Annotated in this window: 20 protein-coding genes and 2 pseudogenes; 11 read left to right on the top strand and 11 right to left on the bottom strand. The window is 65.1% G+C overall.

Going from position 1 to position 19,375, the window contains the following annotated elements; genetic code table 11:
- Window positions 1-38: 38 nt before the first annotated feature.
- The 3 genes from AT701_RS16645 (at window position 39) to AT701_RS35755 (ending at window position 1,787) form a co-directional block, all read left to right on the top strand.
- A complete protein-coding gene (locus AT701_RS16645) occupies window positions 39-833 on the top strand; it encodes a TniQ family protein (RefSeq protein ID WP_058126232.1) in 795 nt (264 codons plus the stop codon).
- 160 nt (window positions 834-993) lie between these two features.
- Window positions 994-1,581 (top strand): DUF5994 family protein, encoded by a 588-nt coding sequence (locus AT701_RS35500; RefSeq protein ID WP_053194578.1) that lies wholly within the window; start codon window positions 994-996, stop codon window positions 1,579-1,581.
- Between the two features lie 2 nt (window positions 1,582-1,583).
- On the top strand, window positions 1,584-1,787 hold the full coding sequence (locus AT701_RS35755; protein ID WP_053194581.1) for a hypothetical protein: 204 nt from the start codon (window positions 1,584-1,586) through the stop codon (window positions 1,785-1,787).
- Between the two features lie 183 nt (window positions 1,788-1,970).
- Here the strand turns inward: AT701_RS35755 and AT701_RS35495 are convergent, their stop codons facing one another.
- From AT701_RS35495 to AT701_RS16625, 4 genes and pseudogenes are all read right to left on the bottom strand, one after another.
- On the bottom strand, window positions 1,971-2,141 hold the full coding sequence (locus AT701_RS35495) for a hypothetical protein (RefSeq protein WP_157892554.1): 171 nt from the start codon (window positions 2,139-2,141) through the stop codon (window positions 1,971-1,973).
- A gap of 880 nt (window positions 2,142-3,021) precedes the next feature.
- A complete protein-coding gene (locus AT701_RS34765) occupies window positions 3,022-3,168 on the bottom strand; it encodes a hypothetical protein (RefSeq protein ID WP_157892552.1) in 147 nt (48 codons plus the stop codon).
- A gap of 181 nt (window positions 3,169-3,349) precedes the next feature.
- Complete coding sequence (locus AT701_RS16630; RefSeq protein WP_053194662.1) at window positions 3,350-3,895, bottom strand: DUF5994 family protein; 546 nt, start codon at window positions 3,893-3,895, stop codon at window positions 3,350-3,352.
- A gap of 108 nt (window positions 3,896-4,003) precedes the next feature.
- Window positions 4,004-4,885 (bottom strand): annotated as a pseudogene (locus AT701_RS16625) (carboxylate-amine ligase); the annotation flags it as partial.
- A gap of 158 nt (window positions 4,886-5,043) precedes the next feature.
- On the opposite strand from AT701_RS16625, the gene AT701_RS16620 reads away from it, so the two are divergent.
- The 3 genes and pseudogenes from AT701_RS16620 (at window position 5,044) to AT701_RS35070 (ending at window position 8,174) form a co-directional block, all read left to right on the top strand.
- Window positions 5,044-6,447, top strand: a complete 1,404-nt coding sequence (locus tag AT701_RS16620; protein ID WP_003895035.1) for an IS1380-like element ISMsm11 family transposase — start codon at window positions 5,044-5,046, stop codon at window positions 6,445-6,447.
- Between the two features lie 203 nt (window positions 6,448-6,650).
- Window positions 6,651-7,750 (top strand): annotated as a pseudogene (locus tag AT701_RS35750) (DDE-type integrase/transposase/recombinase); the annotation flags it as partial.
- Between the two features lie 31 nt (window positions 7,751-7,781).
- Complete coding sequence (locus AT701_RS35070) at window positions 7,782-8,174, top strand: LysR substrate-binding domain-containing protein (protein ID WP_233032033.1); 393 nt, start codon at window positions 7,782-7,784, stop codon at window positions 8,172-8,174.
- A gap of 27 nt (window positions 8,175-8,201) precedes the next feature.
- Here the strand turns inward: AT701_RS35070 and AT701_RS16605 are convergent, their stop codons facing one another.
- Window positions 8,202-8,783, bottom strand: coding sequence for a TetR/AcrR family transcriptional regulator (locus AT701_RS16605; RefSeq protein ID WP_011728980.1), 582 nt, complete (start codon window positions 8,781-8,783; stop codon window positions 8,202-8,204).
- Between the two features lie 153 nt (window positions 8,784-8,936).
- Between AT701_RS16605 and AT701_RS16600 the strand changes: the two genes are divergently transcribed.
- The gene (locus AT701_RS16600; protein WP_011728979.1) at window positions 8,937-10,163 is read left to right on the top strand and encodes an FAD-dependent monooxygenase; all 1,227 of its coding nucleotides are present in this window, start codon (window positions 8,937-8,939) and stop codon (window positions 10,161-10,163) included.
- Window positions 10,160-11,638 (top strand): MFS transporter, encoded by a 1,479-nt coding sequence (locus AT701_RS16595; RefSeq protein ID WP_011728978.1) that lies wholly within the window; start codon window positions 10,160-10,162, stop codon window positions 11,636-11,638. The genes AT701_RS16600 and AT701_RS16595 overlap by 4 nt, the downstream gene beginning before the upstream one ends.
- Here the strand turns inward: AT701_RS16595 and AT701_RS16590 are convergent.
- Window positions 11,592-12,599 carry an NAD(P)H-dependent amine dehydrogenase family protein gene (locus AT701_RS16590; protein WP_029104312.1) on the bottom strand — a complete coding sequence of 336 codons (1,008 nt, stop codon included), beginning with the start codon at window positions 12,597-12,599 and terminating at the stop codon, window positions 11,592-11,594. The two genes, AT701_RS16595 and AT701_RS16590, sit on opposite strands and share 47 nt — an antisense overlap.
- A 254-nt stretch (window positions 12,600-12,853) precedes the next feature.
- On the opposite strand from AT701_RS16590, the gene AT701_RS16585 reads away from it, so the two are divergent.
- Entirely contained in the window at window positions 12,854-13,192 is a 339-nt protein-coding gene (locus tag AT701_RS16585) for a hypothetical protein (RefSeq protein WP_014877646.1), read from the top strand.
- 2 nt (window positions 13,193-13,194) lie between these two features.
- Here AT701_RS16585 and AT701_RS16580 read toward each other — a convergent pair whose 3' ends face one another.
- Window positions 13,195-14,370 carry an MFS transporter gene (locus tag AT701_RS16580; protein WP_058126230.1) on the bottom strand — a complete coding sequence of 392 codons (1,176 nt, stop codon included), beginning with the start codon at window positions 14,368-14,370 and terminating at the stop codon, window positions 13,195-13,197.
- 48 nt (window positions 14,371-14,418) lie between these two features.
- Between AT701_RS16580 and AT701_RS16575 the strand changes: the two genes are divergently transcribed.
- Window positions 14,419-15,609: an ROK family transcriptional regulator gene (locus AT701_RS16575; protein WP_058126229.1), complete on the top strand. Its 1,191-nt coding sequence runs from the start codon at window positions 14,419-14,421 to the stop codon at window positions 15,607-15,609.
- A gap of 12 nt (window positions 15,610-15,621) precedes the next feature.
- Here AT701_RS16575 and AT701_RS16570 read toward each other — a convergent pair whose 3' ends face one another.
- Entirely contained in the window at window positions 15,622-16,179 is a 558-nt protein-coding gene (locus AT701_RS16570) for a hemerythrin domain-containing protein (RefSeq protein ID WP_011728973.1), read from the bottom strand.
- Window positions 16,180-16,302: 123 nt separating this feature from the next.
- On the opposite strand from AT701_RS16570, the gene AT701_RS16565 reads away from it, so the two are divergent.
- Window positions 16,303-16,530: a hypothetical protein gene (locus AT701_RS16565; RefSeq protein ID WP_014877644.1), complete on the top strand. Its 228-nt coding sequence runs from the start codon at window positions 16,303-16,305 to the stop codon at window positions 16,528-16,530.
- Between the two features lies 1 nt (window position 16,531).
- On the opposite strand, the gene AT701_RS16560 is transcribed toward AT701_RS16565, so the two are convergent.
- The 3 genes from AT701_RS16560 to AT701_RS16550 all read right to left on the bottom strand — a co-directional run bounded on the left by AT701_RS16560 (window position 16,532) and on the right by AT701_RS16550 (window position 19,287).
- Window positions 16,532-17,362, bottom strand: coding sequence for a DUF1206 domain-containing protein (locus tag AT701_RS16560; RefSeq protein WP_011728971.1), 831 nt, complete (start codon window positions 17,360-17,362; stop codon window positions 16,532-16,534).
- 96 nt (window positions 17,363-17,458) lie between these two features.
- Window positions 17,459-18,760, bottom strand: coding sequence for a TrpB-like pyridoxal phosphate-dependent enzyme (locus AT701_RS16555; protein ID WP_003894716.1), 1,302 nt, complete (start codon window positions 18,758-18,760; stop codon window positions 17,459-17,461).
- A 38-nt stretch (window positions 18,761-18,798) separates the two neighbouring features.
- Window positions 18,799-19,287 carry a universal stress protein gene (locus tag AT701_RS16550; protein ID WP_003894715.1) on the bottom strand — a complete coding sequence of 163 codons (489 nt, stop codon included), beginning with the start codon at window positions 19,285-19,287 and terminating at the stop codon, window positions 18,799-18,801.
- Window positions 19,288-19,375: the final 88 nt, after the last annotated feature.

The following is a 19,375-nucleotide window of genomic DNA, read 5'->3' as shown; positions in this document are numbered from 1 at the left end:
CATGGCCCCATGGACCACAACAGGCGCTGCCGCGCAGAGTGTGGCCGGTGCAGACCGAAACGGTGCATTCCTACACGATGCGACTGGCCCAGGCCAACCACCTACCCCTGAAGGTACTGCACACCTATCTGTCGGGCACAGCGGTCAGCAACCAGCCGCGGCCCGAATGGCTCGCAACTGCCAGCGGCTACCCCCTCGATCTGCTGGAAATTCGGCTCAAAGGCCTCACCCGAGGCCATGGTTTCGCCGAACAGCTGCGCCGATCACGGTCCGCATGCCGGTTGTGTATGGCGCGCCGTGGAACATATGAGCCGGTCTACTGCTGGCTGCCCGAACACCGCACTGTGTGTTTCCGCCATCGCCGATGGATCGGTGCACCAGCACGCCGGTGGGGCGATCAACGACCACTCGAACACCGCCCGGCAGTGCTCACAGCAGCACACAGGCATGCGCGAATGGCCTACCAGTACAGGGAATTCGCTGCGTTCGCTATGCGTGATGCACGCCGAATCCTGAATTGCTGGTGGCGTGAAGGCCGCACCATCACACCCGTGCTGTCACTTCGAGAAATCACGGTGGAGGAATACCTCGACGCCTACAGCGATCACGTCGCCTTGGCTGTCATCCTTGCCGACTATCGGCCCCACATTGCCACGACGCATCCTCACAGCGGCCAACTCCTTGACGCGCTTCACCGACGGATCGAGACCGAATTCCCCGATCGCTGCGGGAGCACCGGCGCCCTCGACCAATGGATATGCGACCAACGCCTGGCGATGCACCGACCCGCGGGACCGATCACCAGATTGCTCGGACCACACCGCGGCTCCTGACACCAACAGCTACTTGAAAGACGCCGGCCCCGTGTGTCGCAATTTTGTGTGACTGCGAGTAGCGTTAAACATGTCGGTGTTCGGTCATGCAAATTGTCCATTCGGGTTTGGAGCATCGATCAATAGGTCGATTGGCTCGACCACAGATGGGAGCGTCCACATGACGCTACAAGCAGTGGAGAATTCGCAACGGGTGCACGGCCTGTCGTGTACTCCGAGATTGCGGTTGAAACCCAAGGCACCCCAAAGAGGCTATGTTGATGGGGCTTGGTGGCCGCGCAGCGATGACCTCAGCGCTGAGCTTCCCGAACTTCTAGCGGTCCTGTCCGTCAGGTTGGGACACGTCGAACGTGTACTCTACCGATTGTCTGACTGGCAGTCAGCGCCGCGAAAACTCGACGCTGGTTGCGGCCCGGTCAAGCTGGATGGATATGAGCGCCAACCTATCTCAACCATCAGTCTGCTAGGGCCGGGATTCCGTCGACTCGATCTGCTGGTCATAGCTGTGTACGCGGACGCCTCCGACGCGCACGCGACCATGATGAGGGCCGCACATCCAAGCGACGAGACGTGTGTGGACCGCCTTCTCGGGATCCAACCGCGCGTCCGAAACAGCTTGGACCGGGCCAGTATTGCCCAGCAGCGCTGGGAATCAGAGATCTCCAAACCACGCAGTGCGTACCTGAATACCCATCCGGCGAAGGCTTCTGAACAAGACGCTGGCGATAACGCCAGGGATCGGACTTGACCATGACTGTACAAGTAACCCGCAACGACGGCCTCACTGATGAGTTTGCACGCTTCGGTGACCGCTACGTCAAGCACGCCGATGGGTCATTAGAGGTTATCCGTGCCGGAACAATGCAGCCCGCGACCTATCCGGCGGGGGGCTGGACCGAGGTGGCCGGAGACGAGAAGCGGAAGCCGCACGGTCTGTTTCATCGCCGCGCATAGTGCTCGCAGTTCATCAGGGGGTTATGGACCTATACGACGATCCTTCAGCGTCTGGTCGAGGAGTACGCCGCTCAGCATCCCCAGGTGCTGCGCCGTATTGGCGCGCGTGTACTTGGGAAATGAGGATTGATGAAGGTCAGACGATGACTGGCCACGATGTCGGTGATGTGATCACTGGTCGATTCAGCCCAGCTGCTGCACTGCTGTGTCCGTAAAAGCGTTGTGCTGCAGCCAGCCGCGACGCAGATAACCGATGGGCCGGCGTCCGACTTCGCCGCCGAGCACGACTTTGCCGACTGCTGCCGCGACAACCGATTGGCACATCAACGCCGCTGCGACTGTCACGGCACTCACGGCGACGCTGTGTTGGCGAACGCGGGCGCACAGCGGCCATGCGGGTGGATCTAGACTTGATTCACAGGGCACGATTCCCCGGCCCCGCGGTGACACTCCGCATGGCCGGCGAGCTCTTTGAAGCTTCAGACAGCAGGCCGCCCCGAAACACTGACCAAGCCGGTCCCATGATCAGCTTCATCCTGCGCACCACTGTTGAATCGACCATCGCCCTCGACGCCCTGGTCAGCGCCGCGGTGATCGCCGCTATCAAACCTCACTCGACGACGGCCACTACACCGTCTGGTGAGCCGACGACTATCGCTGACGACCACCAGGATCCACACCTGCACTACGACGCGGAGCCCGGGCCCACCGATCACCACAGGCCCGGCGGCGTCGAGTTTCGTTTGCACCGCGACCGTTTCGGCCGCAGCACCACCGCCGAGCACCACCGCGATCAGCTGCTGTGGACAGGTTGGTGCGCACCTGGGCATCGCGCTGGCCGACCGCCACCAGCTCAGCGCCCACGTTGGCGATCCCGACCTGGACGCCACCGTTCAACGCAGCTGAGCACCGACGACCGACAGCCAACAAAGGCCCGATCGGAAGCTACCGCTCACACGCTGACGCGGACCAGGCACTGAGTGAGTGTCCCGGCACGCCCAGTATGCCCTGCTGTGTCCGGCCCCGCCGCGCGCCTTTCACGGGCACAGCCGGTGAACCCGAGCAATATACACATGGTGGGGTGGATTGTTTGAACGCGTCGCCGGTGAGATACTGACGGCAGCGGCGGATAGCCGGTCCCGCATGAAGTCCGTCGTTAGACGTCACCGAAAGGTGGCCTCGGGTTAAACAGTCAGCACGATTTCTGTGACGTCGCACCGGCCAAGCCTTCACTTCAATGGTGTGGCCCCCATGCACCGACGTCGACATGGATGTCACGCAATACAACGGCGAAGTCTTTTTCGAACACTGCGGCCACCGGCACGGCAACAAAACCGCGCTGCGATTCGGACTCCGGCATCTTGAAGATCAAAATGGTCACCGTTCAGGTCAACGGCAACGAGATGGCGTGGGTCTGTGAGAACTTCTTCGACACCCCCAACCAAATGCCCGAATATGTTGGGGCGGGCGACGATCCACACGCCCACCCACTTAAAAACCGCGAAGACCCCAGAGGGAGCGTGCCCTCCCGCGGGTGCGGATCCGCAGTGGAAGTTTCGGTGTCAGCCGGGCAGCTGCGCCAACCGTGGGGAAGCCGTAGTTCCGCCTTCTGATTCCCAGCATTCTTGAGCAGTCGATGCCTCGGTGCGTATGTCACGGTCTCGTTGGCTAATCATGAGAAGTCCGTCGACGGTCGCGGCGTTGTGGGGTTGCGCCGCGGTCATCATGGTGCGGTGTGCGTCGTGGGCATCAGTGTGGGACGGAACCACCAGTAGCGTGAGCCGGTCACCGTCGAGCCCGAGAACTTCGATGGTGTTGATCGGCTGAAGGCGATATCCGTCCAGGCGTACCGTCCGTCCTCCGGTGGTGAGCTTTCGCGGCGCTTTGACCCATGCATTCAGGTGATAAAGCACTCGGTCGATGCGGCCCAGTCGTACCGAGAGCACGGCCAACAGGTCTGGCAGCTCTACGCTGAGATCTTCGCTGCGGGGCCACCACGCCCCGTCAACATAGCCGCTTTGAGGTGCTTTGGGCTTTAACCGCAGGCGCGGCGTGCGCGCCGGAACGATGGAGCGCTGATCATTTCTGCGTGTCTGCTGTGGCGTCATACTGACGCTCCCATCTGAACCATGTAATGCGGCCCTGTCCTTCAAATCAGTGATGACACACTCAAAATGGTCGCGTGTTCGAAATACCACTGATAGTGGTGATCCTACCCCGTTACTCTGGCTTGCCAACGCACCGCGGGCGCCGGGCGCGACGTCTGAGGTCTCAGCGATGAGGTGATCCACGACGTCGAGCAGGCTGTTGCGCATGCGCATGACGCGGCGCTGCCGGGCCGCCGAACTGCCCTGCGCCAGAGCCTTGCGCGCCAACTCCTCAACGGGATGCCAGTCGCCGGATGCCTCCAGCTGTGGGCGCAGCATCTGGACCAAGTCGGTAACCACATCGCACGCGGGGCGACTCGCCGGATGTATCAAGTCCACCAGGTCGCCTTCCAGCCCTGACCGGGCGGCTCGCCACAGCGCGGCACGGCCGAGCGGGGGCACCACTATGGCGGCAGGCACGCCGGCGCGTAGTCCCTCGATTTCGCGTTCGACGAGCGCGCGGAATAGCGCCGCGATGAGCACGATGGTGTCGGCGCGTGGACAGCTATCGCACACGCGCAGCTCCAAGGTGGGGGTTCGTAGGGCGGGGCGAACGTCAAAATATGACATCCCCGCATCGGTGATCGCTCCGGTCGCAATCAGATTGGAGATCAAGGTGTCGTACTCCGCGGCTGACGTGGCCGGAGGCGCCAGACCGGTGGTCGGCCATCGCTGCCATACCAATGTGCGGACGCTGCTGTAGCCGGTGTCAGATCCGTCGGACCAGAATGGCGAACTCGCGCTCAACGCAAGCAGAGTGGGAATATAGGCGGCCACTCTGCCGGCCACTAGGACAGACTCATCACGGTCGTCGATTCCAATATGAATCTGGGTCCCGCAGATTAGTTGTTCGCGTGCCAACAGCTGATAGTCCGCAAGCATCTTTTGATACCGGGAAGTCTGGGTCACGTGCATCTCGCTGGGCACCGACAATGGAACCGCGCCTGCGGCCCCTGGGTGTCAGGGTGAGTTGAGTCCACTGGTACTTAGCCTCGATCCACCGATGAATTGGCTGGTCGCAGGGTGTCGTGACGAGGAAAGTGCCTTCTGAGCTGTGATGATGAGTGTTCTCTAGGCACTTATCGGCACAACTTCGAAAGGCACTTCCGGTGCAAGTGTCCCATAGGTTCGCCGTGTCGTCGGCGGTCTTCGATGATGCCCATCTCGTGTCGTGCGCCGGTCTGGTGCCGGTGATGACGTTGGCGGCCCAGACCGGACTACCGAAGTTGTTGGCCGACAAGATTTCCATTCCGGCACCGAAGATCAAATCCGGCTCGGCGAATCCGTCCCCGAAGCTGACCACGGTGATCGCCGGCATGTGTGTCGGCGCGGACAGCATCGATGACCTCGACTTGGTTCGCGCCGGTGGCATGAAGACACTCTTTGGCGGTGTGTATGCACCGTCAACTGTTGGTACTTTGTTGCGGGAGTTCACCTTCGGACACGCCCGGCAGTTGGAGTCGGTCCTGCGTCATCATCTGGCCGCACTCTGTGCGCGGGTGGACCTGCTGCCCGGATCCGACACGGGGGCGTTCATCGACATCGACTCACTGCTGCGCCCGGTCTATGGCCACGCCAAACAGGGTGCCTCCTACGGGCATACCAAGATCGCTGGTAAGCAGGTTCTGCGTAAAGGGCTCTCCCCGTTGGCGACGACGATCAGCACCCCCGGAGCGGCGCCGGTGATCGCCGGGATGCGGCTGCGCGCCGGTAAGACCAGTTCCGGGAAGGGTGCGGGCCGCATGGTCGCCCAAGCCATCGCCACCGCCCGCGCCGCCGGCGTGCGCGGGCAACTGCTGGTGCGTGGCGATTCGTCCTACGGCACCCGGTCGGTGGTGGGCGCCTGCCGAGCCCACAATGCGCACTTCTCGGTGGTGATGACCCGCAATACCGCGGTTGATCGGGCCATCAGTTCGATCGACGAGCAGGCCTGGGAGCCGGTCAACTATCCCGGTGCAGTGCGTGATCCCGACACCGGTGACTGGATTTCTGATGCCGAGGTCGCCGAGGTCAGCTACACCGCCTTCGCCTCTACCAAAGATCGGTTCACCGCGCGGTTGGTGGTGCGGCGAGTCAAAGACGCGAGATTTCGGGACGCGCTGTTCCCGGTGTGGCGGTATCACCCGTTCTTCACCAACACAGACTTGCCGACCGCCGAGGCTGACATCACCCACCGCCAGCACGCGATCATCGAAACCGTCTTCGCCGATCTGATCGACGGACCCCTGGCCCACATGCCCTCAGGACAGTTCGGTGCCAACAGTGCGTGGGTGTTGTGCGCGGCGATCGCGCACAACCTGCTGCGCGCCGCCGGCGTGCTCGCAGGAGGTGCCCACGTGGTTGCCCGCGGCGCGACGCTGCGCCGCAAGATCGTCAACATTCCCGCCCGTCTGGCCCGACCCCAGCGTCGACCGATCCTGCACCTCCCCGAGCACTGGCCCTGGACAGAGCACTGGCTCACGTTGTGGCGCAACACCATCGGATACAGCCCACCGCTACCGGCAACGACCTGACCAACGCGCCGAACAGGCCCAACCGGAGCACACAGGAAAAGCTGGGCAGACCAGCAACTACCGCATGCCCGCAACACCGAACGCAGCAGAAACCACACACGGACACCTCAAGGAGGGCCGCTCCACGGATTCAGGCTTAGCAACTTGGCAACTTGGCTTGATCTCGGGGCGAGAACGGAATCACCTGAACCATGACGACGACGATGGCTGCTGTGCGCGAGACTGGAGCGGTGGCACCTTCACCGCGATCTGATGGCCCGCGCCGGCGGCGCTCGATTTCTCCGGCGCAGAAGCTGGCCCACCTGGATGCCTATGAGCAGGCCTGTACGACCAACGATGGTGGGGCGTACCTGCGCGGTGAGGGGTTGTATTCCTCGCAGATCGCCGAGTGGCGCAAACAACGCGATGCTGGGGTGTTGGAAGGCAAGGCACCTGGGGAGAAGGTCGGTAAACTCACCCGCGAGCAGGCCGAGATCGCCCGCCTGAAAAAGGAACTCGCCCAGGCCAATAATCGGCTGGCGACCACCGAGGCTGCCCTGGGGATCATGGGAAAAGCACACGCGCTCTTGGAGTCTCTCTCCGAGAGCGCGGACACCGACACGCCGCCGACCAAGCGCTGATGGATGCCTACAACGATCTGCGGGATATCCAGATTCCGACCCGCAAGGCCGCGGAGGTGACCGGCATGCACCGCTCGACGGCCACTCGACGCGCCAAACCCGCGCCGGCGCCTGCCGATCGGGCACCACGACCGGTCCCGGTCAACAAGCTCACCGAGTCCGAATGCGCCCGGGTGGTTGAGGTGCTCAACAGTGCCCGGTTCGTCGATGCCGCGCCGATGCAGGTGTGGGCCACGTTGCTCGATGAAGGCAGCTACCTGTGTTCGGTGTCGACGATGTACCGCGTCCTCAATGCCAACAAGCTGGTCAAGGAGCGCCGTCGGCTGGCCCGGCACCGCAAAGCGGTCTGCCCGGAACTGGTGGCCACCGCGCCGCGGCAGGTGTATTCGTGGGACATCACCAAACTGGCCGGCCCGGTCAAAGGGGTCTACTACGACGCCTACGTGATGATCGACATTTACTCGCGTTACATCGTCGGGGTCCATGTGCACGCCCGCGAATGCGGCCAGCTGGCCAAGGAGATGATGGAACAGATCTTCGGCACCTACGGCATCCCACACGTCGTGCACGCTGATCGGGGCACCTCGATGACCAGCAACACCGTCGCCGGACTGCTCTCGGATCTGGGCGTCATCCGCTCGCATTCGCGGCCCAAGGTATCCAACGACAACCCCTACAGCGAACACGCTGTTCACCCAGCGGCTCTATGCCGTGGTGTGGCATGGACACCGTCTGGCAAAACGGCGGTCGATCGGGTTCGCCGAGCTGGCCGAGGAACCCGTGGTTGCCCTCGACGGCGATCACACCCTGCGTCGACTGTTCGACGACGCGTGCCGACGACACGGCGTCAGCCCGCCGATCATCTTCGAAGGGACCGACATTGCCACGTTGCGGGGACTGATCGGTGCTCGGTTGGGCGTCGGGGTCCTCCCACGCGCGCCGGTCCGACACCCCGGCACCGTCGAGATCCGCACCGACGACGAAGAATTGGTTCGTCCCATCGCCGTGGGCTGGATTGCCGACCGCTATCTGCCACCATCGGCGGCAGCCTTCCGCGACACCGCGGTCGCCGCCTACGCCGATCGCGATCCTCACCGCCCGGACTGAGGTCAAGATGGCGACGTCTGGGCGTCGCTAGCGTTCCTGGCCGGATCTGGTTGCCAGCGGCAGGAAGATGTCGTCGACGATCTCGCGGATGGTGTCGGCCGGCACCGCCGTCATGGTCATGAGCAGTTCGTGCCGCACCAGGTCTGCCGGCAGCGAGACGATCCGGGCCGGCGGCACCGCCGCAAGCTCGCCACGTTGCACCGCGCGCTCGACGATGGTTTCCATCGCCGTCGGCCCATCGCTCAGGAACAGATCGCGCAGTTGCTTCGGCGACCCATCCGGTTCGTCGAAGTAGGCACCCAGTCGAGCGGCGATGATTCCGATGATGCGTGATCGCCGGTCGTTGAACTCGGTCAGGACCGCGACCACGTCGTCGCGCAGCGTCCCGGTGTCAGGAACCGGGATCCGGTCGATCTCACCGCGGTGCCGGATGACCGCTTTCAGTAGGTCCAGCCGAGACGGCCAGCGTCGATAGAGCACCGACCGCGCCGAACCGGACCGCGTTGCGACCGCCTCGATGGTGAAGCCGTCGTAGCCGGCTTCGATGAGCTGGTCCCAGCCCGCGTCGAGGATCGCGGATTCCAGTGCCGACCCACGACGCCGCTGCACGGACGGACTTTTAGAGGACACTTGCGTAGCTTAACGCACATGTGTACCGTTCGGAATAAGCAACACATGTGTAGCTAATTCTGTCCTTCCGGTGAACCGCCGATTCATCTCCGCGGTGGTCACGTCAACCTGCTCAACGGAATTGGGAGACTCATGACGCGCAGCGCCTTGATCAGCGGCGCCGGCATCGCCGGACCCGCCCTCGCCTTCTGGCTCACGGAAGCCGGATGGGAGGTCACTGTCATCGAGCGCGCGAAACAACTCCGCTCCAGCGGATACCCCATCGACATTCGCGGCGCCGCGGTCGAAGCCGTTGATCGGATGGGTCTTCTCCAGCAGATCACCGCCAACCGTTACCAGCACCCGCTCATGGATTTCCTCACCCCCGGCGGGCGCCGGCTCGCGCGGCTTGACATGGGTGAAGTGCTCAACGACCCAGATGCCGGAGATATCGAGATCACCCGGGGCGCGCTCACTCGAATCTTCTTCGAAGCCAGTGCCGGTCGTGCCGATTACGTGTTCGGGGACACCATCACTGGCCTGTCCCCCACCGACGCTGGTGTCGACGTCACGTTCGGCCATCGTGATCCCCAGACTTTCGACGTCGTGATCGGAGCCGACGGGATCCACTCGAACGTCCGGGCACTGTCTTTCGGCGCGGAGAATCAATACCTCCGCCACCTCGGCCCCTATGTGGCCATCTGGGACATCCCGACCGAGATGATCGCTCCCGGAACCGGTTACATGTACTCCCACCCCGGCCGAACGGTAGGGATCGAACGCACCTTCGACAGTGCCGCCACCCGTGCGTTCCTGACGTTCGTCCACCCCTCTCCGGGCAGCGTGAATCGACATGACATCTCCGAGGTTGCCGCCGAGCTGCGACGCGCCTTCGCCGAGGATCGTTGGCGCACCGCCGAAATCATCGACACACTGCTCGACGCCGACGATGTATTCTTCGACACCGCGAGTCAGGTCCGGTTGAATCGCTGGAGCACCGGCCGGATCGGACTGGTCGGCGACGCCGCGTACGCCCCGGCGTTCCTGTCCGGACAGGGCACCAGCCTAGCGGTCGCCGGTGCCTACGTGCTGGCCAGCGAACTGGTTCGACATGACCAACCGGAGAAGGCCTTCAGTGCCTACGAACACCGCATGCGCCATTTCGTGGTGAGGAACCAGAATCTGGCGTTGCGCACCGATGGAACCGTGCTGTCACGCACCCGCGGACAACTCCTGCGCCGCAACATCGTGGTCGCGATGACGCCCTGGCTGCACCGAGTCGGACTCGACCGATTGCTGCGCACCGAGCGTCGGGAGGCCACCACGGATCTGTCCCTGCCTGACAACGATCTTCGACGCAGCCCCAGTCGGCAGACGTGACCGTCACAGCGGACAGTTCCGCGGCGCGAGAGAACCGCTGGAGTACGCGTCTGCTCATCTGGGCTGCCGTTCTCATCCTCGCCAACGTGCTCGTCGACATCGTCATCGGGTCGCCGCTGATGGTCATGCCGCAGCTGATGGCGCATTTCGACACCGATCAGGCCGCGTGGCTCAATGCCAGTGCAATGCTGGCAGGAGCGATCTGGGCGCCGCTTCTGGCCAAGAGCTCCGACGTTTTCGGCAAACGCCGAATCCTCGTGGGCACGCTCGTCATGGCAGGCGTCGGTGCGCTGGTGTGCCTTGCCGCACCGAACCTCTGGATCTTCCTCATCGGCCGGTTCCTCCAGGGCGCGGCCCTGGCAGCGGTCTTCCTCACCGTGACCCTCGCGCGCCAGATCTGCGCTCCCGGGGTGGCGGTGGTCCTCGTGGGTCTCCTGACTTCTGGGCCGTCGATCGTCGGGATCATCGAACCGTTCCTGATGAAACCGGTCATCGACGCGTTCGGCTACCGGAGCGTGTTCGTGGTGGCCGCGCTGCTCGCCACCGCTGCTGCGATAGGCGTGCGCTGCCTCGTCCCGGAGTCACCGATCCGCATCGCGGCGCGGATCGACGTGTTCGGGGCACTCCTGCTCGGCGGCGGGATCGGCGCGACGCTCGCCTATATCAGCCTGGGGCAAGCGGTGGGATGGTCGGACGGGCGCATGATCGCACTCCTGGCCGCAGGCGCAGGCGCACTTGTGTGGTGGGCGGTGTGTGCACTGCGAGTCGACGAACCCCTCATCGACATCCGGGCGTTACACCGCCCGATACTGCTGACGCTGCTGGCGTTGCTGTTGGCGGCGGGGTCTTTCCGGAGCATGCTGCAACTGACGAGCGTCGTCGCCCAGGTGCCCGTCGAACTCGGACTCGGCTACGGGCTGGGTCACGGAGAAGCCATCGCGATACTGCTCGCCGTGCCGAATCTCGGCATCGTCGTCGGTGGTGTGTGCGCCGGATGGGTGGCCGGGCGAGGATCCGGCCCGGCTCGGCCCCTGCTCGGCGGCATCACCATCGGGGCGGTGGCGACATTCGCGATGCTGCTGGGTGTCTCGGCGCTGCCGCTGGCGATCGTGTGCGCCACCATGCTCGGTGTGGCGGCGGGCGCGATCAGCGCATCGGGCTACAATCTTGCGATCGACTTCGCGGCGCCCGAGCACCAGGGCACGATTGCCGGCCTCGTTTCGGTCATGCTCGCCCTCGGCTCTGTCGTCTTCAATTTCGCCGGTGGTGAGGTTCTCAAGGCGACCCGGATTCTTGGCATGGCCGCCGGCGGTGCCCCGGTGAGCACCGCCGGCGGGGTGCACCTCTACGTCGCCATGGCCGGTACGCTGTTCGCGCTGGCAGCAATACCCGTGATCATGCTGGGGCGCAAAAGGTCTCCACAGGCATTCAGAACTGGGGTCGATAACGCAGTCGAGGAAGCCTGTCGACGGTGACGATGCCGGGCGGCGCGGCAATCACGTCGGGAATCCGGTTCACCATCTGGGTGCAGGTGGTGGTCTGGGTCGGCACGGTTCCGTTGGACAGGAACAGGTTCGGCTCGCCCTCGATCGTCCACTCGTTGATGTCACCCTCACCGGGTCCGTACACCCGACCCGACATCTCGAACTCGAACACCGGTCCCTCTTCGGTCTCGATCCGGTCGATATCGGTGAATCCGATCACGTCCCCTGGTGCCAGGTCGATACCGAGGGCCTCGGAACGCATTGCCGCAGAGGCGATGTCCGGACGGGTGGCGGTGGTGATCGATTTGACGGTCAGACCGGTGTCGGCGACCAGGGCGTCGAGCACGTTGCGACCGAAGGTCGGCGGCCGCTGGGCCCCGCGGACCCACTCGTCGAACTCGGCGACGGTCCGTCCCACCTGCTGCGCGGTGGCCAGTTCGGGGCCGAAGTCGTCGACGTTCCAACTCGCCTTGCCGCGGACGGTGTCGATCCGGTGGGCGGTGCCCATGAGCAGGGCGATCATGTTGACCCAGAAGGTGTCCTGGTATCCGGTCCCCGTCAAGGTCGCGCCGGTCGACTTGGCCAGGGCATCCAACTCGGCGGACAGTTCGGGCGAGGTCTCCCACGGGTAGAGCATCTCTTCGGACAGCGTGACGGCGTTGACCCCGTGCTCGGCGCAGATCCGCAACTGTTCGACGGCATCGGTGAGGTAGCTGTTGACCGCGATCACCGCGATGTCGGGGTGGGTCTGCTCGAGCACCTCCGCGGCGTCGTCGCTCACCGCGACGCCGAGTTGCCGGCCCAGACCGAGCAGGTCGCCGAGGTCCTGCCCGACCTTTTGTGGGCTGCGTGCGATCGCCCCGACGATCTGCACCCCTTTGTCGAGCAGCATGCCGGCGACGATCGAGTTCATCGCGCCAACGCCGTATACCACGGCCCGAATATCGGACATGTACGTCACCTTCACTTCTGACAGGAATCCGGCCGCGGAGCGTGACCGTGCGCAAAGGTTATCGGCGATTCTGCGACCGCGCGTGGCGAACGATGCGATCTCGATCGCGCGAGTCCGCTTCGCCCTGCGCAACGCGGTTGGAGAGGCGAAAACGTTGTGGCCCAGAAGAGTTGGACGACGTGGTTGGTCCGATGCTGCAATGTCCGTATTGGCGGTGGTAGCGTCGCCGTATATACAGCCGGGAGGTTGACGGTATGCCGATCGCAATGCAGCGAAGCACCTGCGCCGCTGCGGCGCGGGTGACGCTGGTGGTCGGTGTGCTCATATCGGGCGCCGGTTGCGCCCCTGACGGTGATCGGTCCGCCACGCCGGAGAATCCGGTGACGACCCTGCCCGTCCCGCCCAACATTCCGCCGTTCCCTCTGCCCGACGCCATCCCGGTGGTGCCGCTACCGGACGCGGTGCCGGCGGTCGAGATGCCCAACGACATCCCCCGGGTTCAGGCGCCGGCCGACGTGCCGAAGATGCAATTGCCCTCGGACATTCCGCCCGTTCCTCTGCCGTCGGCCATTCCGCCGATCGTGTTCCCGTGAGTTCAGGGCTCGACCGGAAAGGCACGACGACACACCAGCGCCACCGACAACCCGAGTCCGATGAGCACGGCACCCGCACATGGCAGCGACCACACTCCCACGGTCTCGAGCAACCCGGCCCCGATCGCTGATCCGCCCGCGATGCCGACGTTGGCTGTCGCGTTGATCCATGCGCCCGCACGCTCCGGTGAAACCTCATGGGTGCGCACCGCGCACGATTGATAGATCGACGGCACGCCGCCGAAAGCGGTGCTCCACAACGCGATCACCACCAACACCGTCCACAGCGCAGGCCACGGCACGGCCAGTGCCGCCACCGCGAGCATGACGGCCCCGAGCAAGGCGAGCGTCGTCCGTCGCGGGTTTCGATCCAGCCCACGCCCGGCATACCAGAGCCCCAGCAGCCCACAGGCACCGCAGATCAACAGGGTCGGCCCCACCAGCGCAGGAGGGGCACCGTTGGACAGCAAGACGACGCTGATGAATGTGTACACCGTGAAATGGCCCAGAAACACCAGCGTGTTCGAGGCCGCTACGGCCGCGAGGCGTCCTCGTCTTCCGGTCTGTGGTGACCGACCATCCGGATCGTGGTGCACCGCAGGCAGAATCCTGCTCAACACCACGAGCGTGCACACCGCCAGTGCAGCCAACACCACAAACGGTGCACGCCAGCCGGCTGCAGCGCCCAGCGTCGTCAGCACCGGCGTACCCACCACGAGACCGACCGATGCACCACTGCCGGCGACGGCGAGCGCACGGCCCACGGTCCCACCGGGCACCAGTCGCGGTGCGTATCCGATCACGAGTGAGAAGAACAACGCATGCGTGATCCCGCCGACCGCGCGGCCCAGCGCGAGCACGGCGAACACCGGGGCGGCCGCGACCACCGTATTGCTCACCAGGTAGCCGGCCACCGTGGCCATGAGCAGCGGCTTGCGCGCGAACCGCGACGTGGCCACTGTCAACGGGACCGCCAATGCCGCGACCATCACGGCGTAGAGGCCCACCAGCAACCCGCTGACCGAGGCTGAGACCCCGAACGCGCCGGCGATCTGGGGAAGCAGGCCGATCGGCAGCATCTCGGTCGTCACCGCAAGTGCCGAGGCCGCAGCCAGGGTGAGAAGAGCTGGCAGGCTCGAGCGCAAGCCGCCGGTGCGCGAAGCGGTGAGGGGCACCACCGCGAATATACTCGTCACCCGAGTTTAATCAATGCAATACTTTCCGTGATGTCCGACGAACCCCGGAGCCCCGCACAGCTGCGATGGCTGGGTGCCGCGCAACTCCTGGACACGGTGCGTTCGGCGCCGGGCATCACCCGCGCCGCCGCAGCCAACCGCCTCGGCATCAGCAGCGGAAGCGCGACCGATCTGGTCGCGCGGCTGCGGCAGGCCCGGTTGCTCGACGAGACCCCGGCACCCGCCCAGGGCCGGGGCAGGCCGACGACGGTACTGCGTCCACACCACGAGGGGCCTCTGATACTGGCCGCAGACCTGCGTGCCACCGGCTGGAGGCTTGCGGTGGCCGCGCTCGACGAGAGTCCGCGCATCGTGGCCGAGGGCGCCTACGACGATGCCGGATTGGACACCGCGTTGGGCGACCTGGCCGACGCGATCGGCTCCGCGTACCGGCGAAAGGCAAAGCAGGTCAGCGCTTTGGGGGTATCTGTCGCGGGCACCGTCAGTGACGGAAGACTGGTGCAGTTCACGCCGCACAGTCGCCGAGACGTGGATCTGTCGGTGCTGACGAGCAAGCTCCCCCGCCGCGCGGCCCTGCCGGTGCTGCTGTGCAACGACGCGACCCTGGCGGGATTGGCCGAGGCTCGCTCCGGCGCCGCCAGGTCGGCCGGCACCTCGCTGCATCTGATCGTCGCCACGGGTATCGGCGGCGCACTCGTCGTCGACCGTGAACCCGTATCCGGCACGCACGGAGCGGCGGGCGAGTACGGCCACATCCCGTTCGGGGATCCCGCGCTGACCTGTCTCTGTGGTGCGCGCGGATGCTGGGATCCCACCGTCGACGGCCGCGCACTGGCCCGTCACCGCGGCGACGCAGAACCGCAGGATCCGGTCGAGTACGTCCACCGGATCCTCTCCGGCCACCGTGACGCGGTGACACAACGCGCGCTCGAGGCGGTCGCGGTATCGCTGGGTCGTGGCATCGGCGGACTGGTGAACCTCCACGATCCCGAGGTGGTGACGCTGGGCGGCGTCGGCGCGCCGCTGCGCGCGGCCGCTGCGCACGCCTTCGACACCGCGTACCGTGACGGCCTGATGAACTTCCGCCGTGACTCACCCCCGCCGGTCCTCGACGCCGAGCACGGTGAAGAGGGCCCGCTGCACGGTGCTGTCGCGATGGCGCTCGACGACGTCACCAGTCCGGCGGGACTAGCGAATTGGGTTGCGCGTCAGAATTTTTGATCAGACCAAAGGTCAGCTGTTGCGGCCGCTGAGGATGTCGCGCAGACGATCCACCAGGCCGGCGCCCGGCCCGAGGATCTTGTTGGCCGGCGGATGGTCGGGCGCCAGAGGATGCGGCCGGGTGGGCGCGAGACTCTTGGCACGCTGAAACTCTTCACTCAACTCGTGCAGCCGCTCGGGCGGGCAGGCATCGCGAAGTTTCGACAGCATCCCGCTCTCTTCTTCCTCGATGTGATGCCGGATGTCGTCGATCAGCCGACGAACCAGCTCCCCGTAACGCGAATCTTCAGGATCTGTCTTCTCGATGGCTTTCATGACCTCTTCGGCCTCGGCGTGCTCCTCGAGCTCGTGGTCGGCGACCTCATCGCCGTCGGGAAGAACGCTGCGTGCTGCGGGATAAACGTACTGCTCTTCAGCCACGGCATGCCGCACGATGCCAGAAATCACGTGTTCGACCAGTTCCGGTTGTGTTCGCGGATCATCGGAGGATTCGATCTCGACGAATACAGATTCGAATTCGCGGTGGTCGGCGATGATGTCGTCGATGATGTTGCCTCTGCTACCAGCCATGACTGCCTCCTTGGTACACCGATGCGCGTACCCGGCGACCGCGGTCCGAAACGCACTGGTTTGACCACGGCATCACCGGGTACGGCGACACAACAAGACATTCATCGACGAATCGGAGGAATCATGCCTGCGGGACAAACTGGGTTCAGCGACGTCACTTTCGACCTGATCTCGGTGCAGTACCACTCACTCAAAGCCGGTCACGATTATGGGCAGTACGTCCGCGACGCCAAGAACGCCGGCCTCGACGATGTCGCATCCTTCTTCGAACATGTCATGGCAGAGGATGCCGACCGTGCCAAGCGATGCCATGAGTTCCTGGCCAAGCTGCAGGGGGCCAACACCGGGTAGGTCACATCCGGCCGTGGCGGCTGCGAACGAAGTTGTACAGTCCGAAAGCCGCGATCCCCAGTGCGGCCGCCACGAGCAGGAACTTGCCGAAGGGCGCCTCGCCGAGAGTCTTGACCGCAGCGTCGAGTCCCGCCGCCTTGGCCGGGTCGGCTCGCAGTGTCGCAACGATCACCAGCAGTCCCGCACCGGCGAGGACGGCGCCCTTGGCCGCATAGCCGGTGACGCCGACCGCGGTGATCACGGTGCCCCCTCGCACGCGCAGGTCCTTGAAGAACTTCTGCGTCACGCCTTTGTAGATGTGGTAAGCGCCGACAGCGGCCACGCCGAGGCCGGCCGCGATGAGGACGAGCTTGCCCCAGCCGGTCTGCATCAGCTGGGCTGACAGTCCGGCGTTCTGCTCGCCACTGGACTGTCCGCCGCCCGTGGCGAAACGTGCCGCCGACAGCGCGATCGCGAAGTTGACGATCGCCAGCCCCAGCGCTTTGGCACGCTTCCAGGCTGGATTCGAGGCCGCGTTGTTGCCTCCTCCGCGGCTCTCCCCCGGCTTCGATCCGATCACCGCTTCTGCCACGCGCCACAGCCCGAGGGCGACCAGACCCGCCGCGGCCACCCACAGCACCACCGCTCCGCCGGGCTGTGCGGCCAGCGTCGCGAGCGCACCCGATTGATCGGCGTTACCGCCCGACCCGAACGCGAGACGCAGGATGATGTACGCGACAAGCAGATGGAGAACGCCACTCGCGGCGAAACCGGCCCGCGCCGTGTATTCGAAAGCTGTACTGTCCGTTGCTTTGTCAAGGACACCGTGTACCGGGCGGGCGCTCACGCTCATCGTCATTCCTCCTGCTCGGGGACGCTGAGCGATATACCTCGTATTGACGGCGCCGAAACACCGAAGTTCCGAGGCGCGAGATCACCGACGCCGGCTTCAGAACTTCCCGTCGAGATACTCGGCGTACGCCGGCAGGTCGAGTTGGCCGTGTCCGGATAGACCGATCACGACGACCTGCTCCGACGGATCGTCTGCCACGTGCGCCGCGGCCGCGGCGATCGCATGCGTCGACTCCGGCGCCGGCACGATGCCCTGCGTCCGCGCGAACTGCACACCCGCGGAGAACGCATCGTGCTGTGAGATGGCCACGCCCTGGACGAGGCCGAGTTCGACGGTGTGGCTGAGCGCGGGCGCCATCCCGTGATAGCGCAGACCGCCCGCGTGGATGGGATCGGGCACGAAATCCATTCCGAGCGTGTGCATTTTCAGCAGTGGCGTGAGACCTGCGACATCACCGTGGTCGTAGCGGTACTCCCCCTGGGTGATCGACGGGCACGCCGCCGGTTCGGCCGCGATCACCTTCGGGTCGGAACGACCGTGGATCTTCTCACGCAGGAACGGGAAAGCCAACCCGGCGAGGTTGGAACCTCCTCCCGCGCAACCGAACACGAGGTCTGCGCCGTTCGGTTCGACTGCGGCCAACTGCGCGACGGCCTCCTGGCCGATGACACTCTGGTGCAGCACAACATGGTTGAGCACACTGCCGAGGGCGTAACGGGTGTCCGGATCCCCGGCGGCGACCTCGACGGCCTCACTGACCGCCATACCGAGGCTGCCGGTCGTGTTCGGATCCTTCGCCAAGATCGCGCGGCCCGATTCGGTCAGTTCCGACGGGCTGGAATGGACAACACCGCCGTAGGTCCGGATGAGGTGGCCGCGGTACGGCTTCGACTCGTACGACGCGCGCACCTGCCACACCTCGATCTCCAGGCCGAACTGCGCCCCGGCGAACGCCAGCGCACTGCCCCACTGGCCGGCACCGGTCTCGGTGGTGAGCTTGCGGACCCCGTCCACGCTGTTGTAATAGGCCTGCGCGACAGCAGAATTCGTCTTGTGGCTACCCACCGGGCTGACACCCTCGTACTTGACGTAGATGTGGGCCCCGGTGTTGAGCGCCTTTTCGAACCGCCGCGCCCGGATCAGCGGCGACGGCCGCCACATCGAGTAGATCTCGCGCACCGGATCGGGGATGGCGATGTAGGCCTCGGTGGACACCTCCTGCGCGATCAGGCCGCTCGGGAAGAGCGCGGCCAGATCGTCGGGACCCACCGGTTCCTTGGTACCCGGGTGCAGGTGCGGCGGGATCGGCTGATCCAACTCGGCGGCGAGGTTGTACCAATGTGTCGGCACCTCGACGGTCACCAGATCCGGATGGGCAGCGTCGGCGTGCAGAGTCATGGCGCCATGCTAGACGGCCACGCTGAACCGCCGAGCTGTCAGTTGGCGGTGTGCACGATGAGGATGTCGACCTTCGACTTGCGGGCGATCTCGGCGGGCACCGAGCCAAGCAGACGACCGGCCACGGAGTCCAGGCCCACATCGCCGACGACGATCAGATCGGCGTCGACCTCCTTGGCGAGTGTGAGCAGCGCCGCGACGGGTGCGCCCTCGACCACACGTTCATGGATGTCGCGGGCACCGGCGCCGTACGCGACGTCTCGGGCGTCCCGCAGGACCTCGTACGCGTCCGCGTCACCGTGCATCCGATAGCCCTCGCGACCGAGCGCGTCCTCGGCACGGCGATCTCGTACCTGATCCGGCGCGGGCGGACGCGCCCATCCGCCCTTCTCGCCGTGATGGAAGTGCGCAGTCGCGATGATGAGCTTCGCGTTCTCCTGTGCGGCGACTGCGCCCGCACGTTCGACCGCTCGCATGGACGAGGTTGAACCGTCGGTTCCCACGATCACTGTTCGATAGCCACCCATGGCCGCCTCCTCACCCGGTCGTGCGCCGTCCAGACACTAGCGTGCGACGGGCCGTCGGCGGCGTGTTTCCGTCCCTCCCGTGAGCGTG

It is taken from the genome of Mycolicibacterium smegmatis (assembly GCF_001457595.1).
In the GTDB taxonomy this organism is placed as follows: domain Bacteria; phylum Actinomycetota; class Actinomycetes; order Mycobacteriales; family Mycobacteriaceae; genus Mycobacterium; species Mycobacterium smegmatis.
This window is presented reverse-complemented; position numbering and strand designations above follow the sequence as displayed.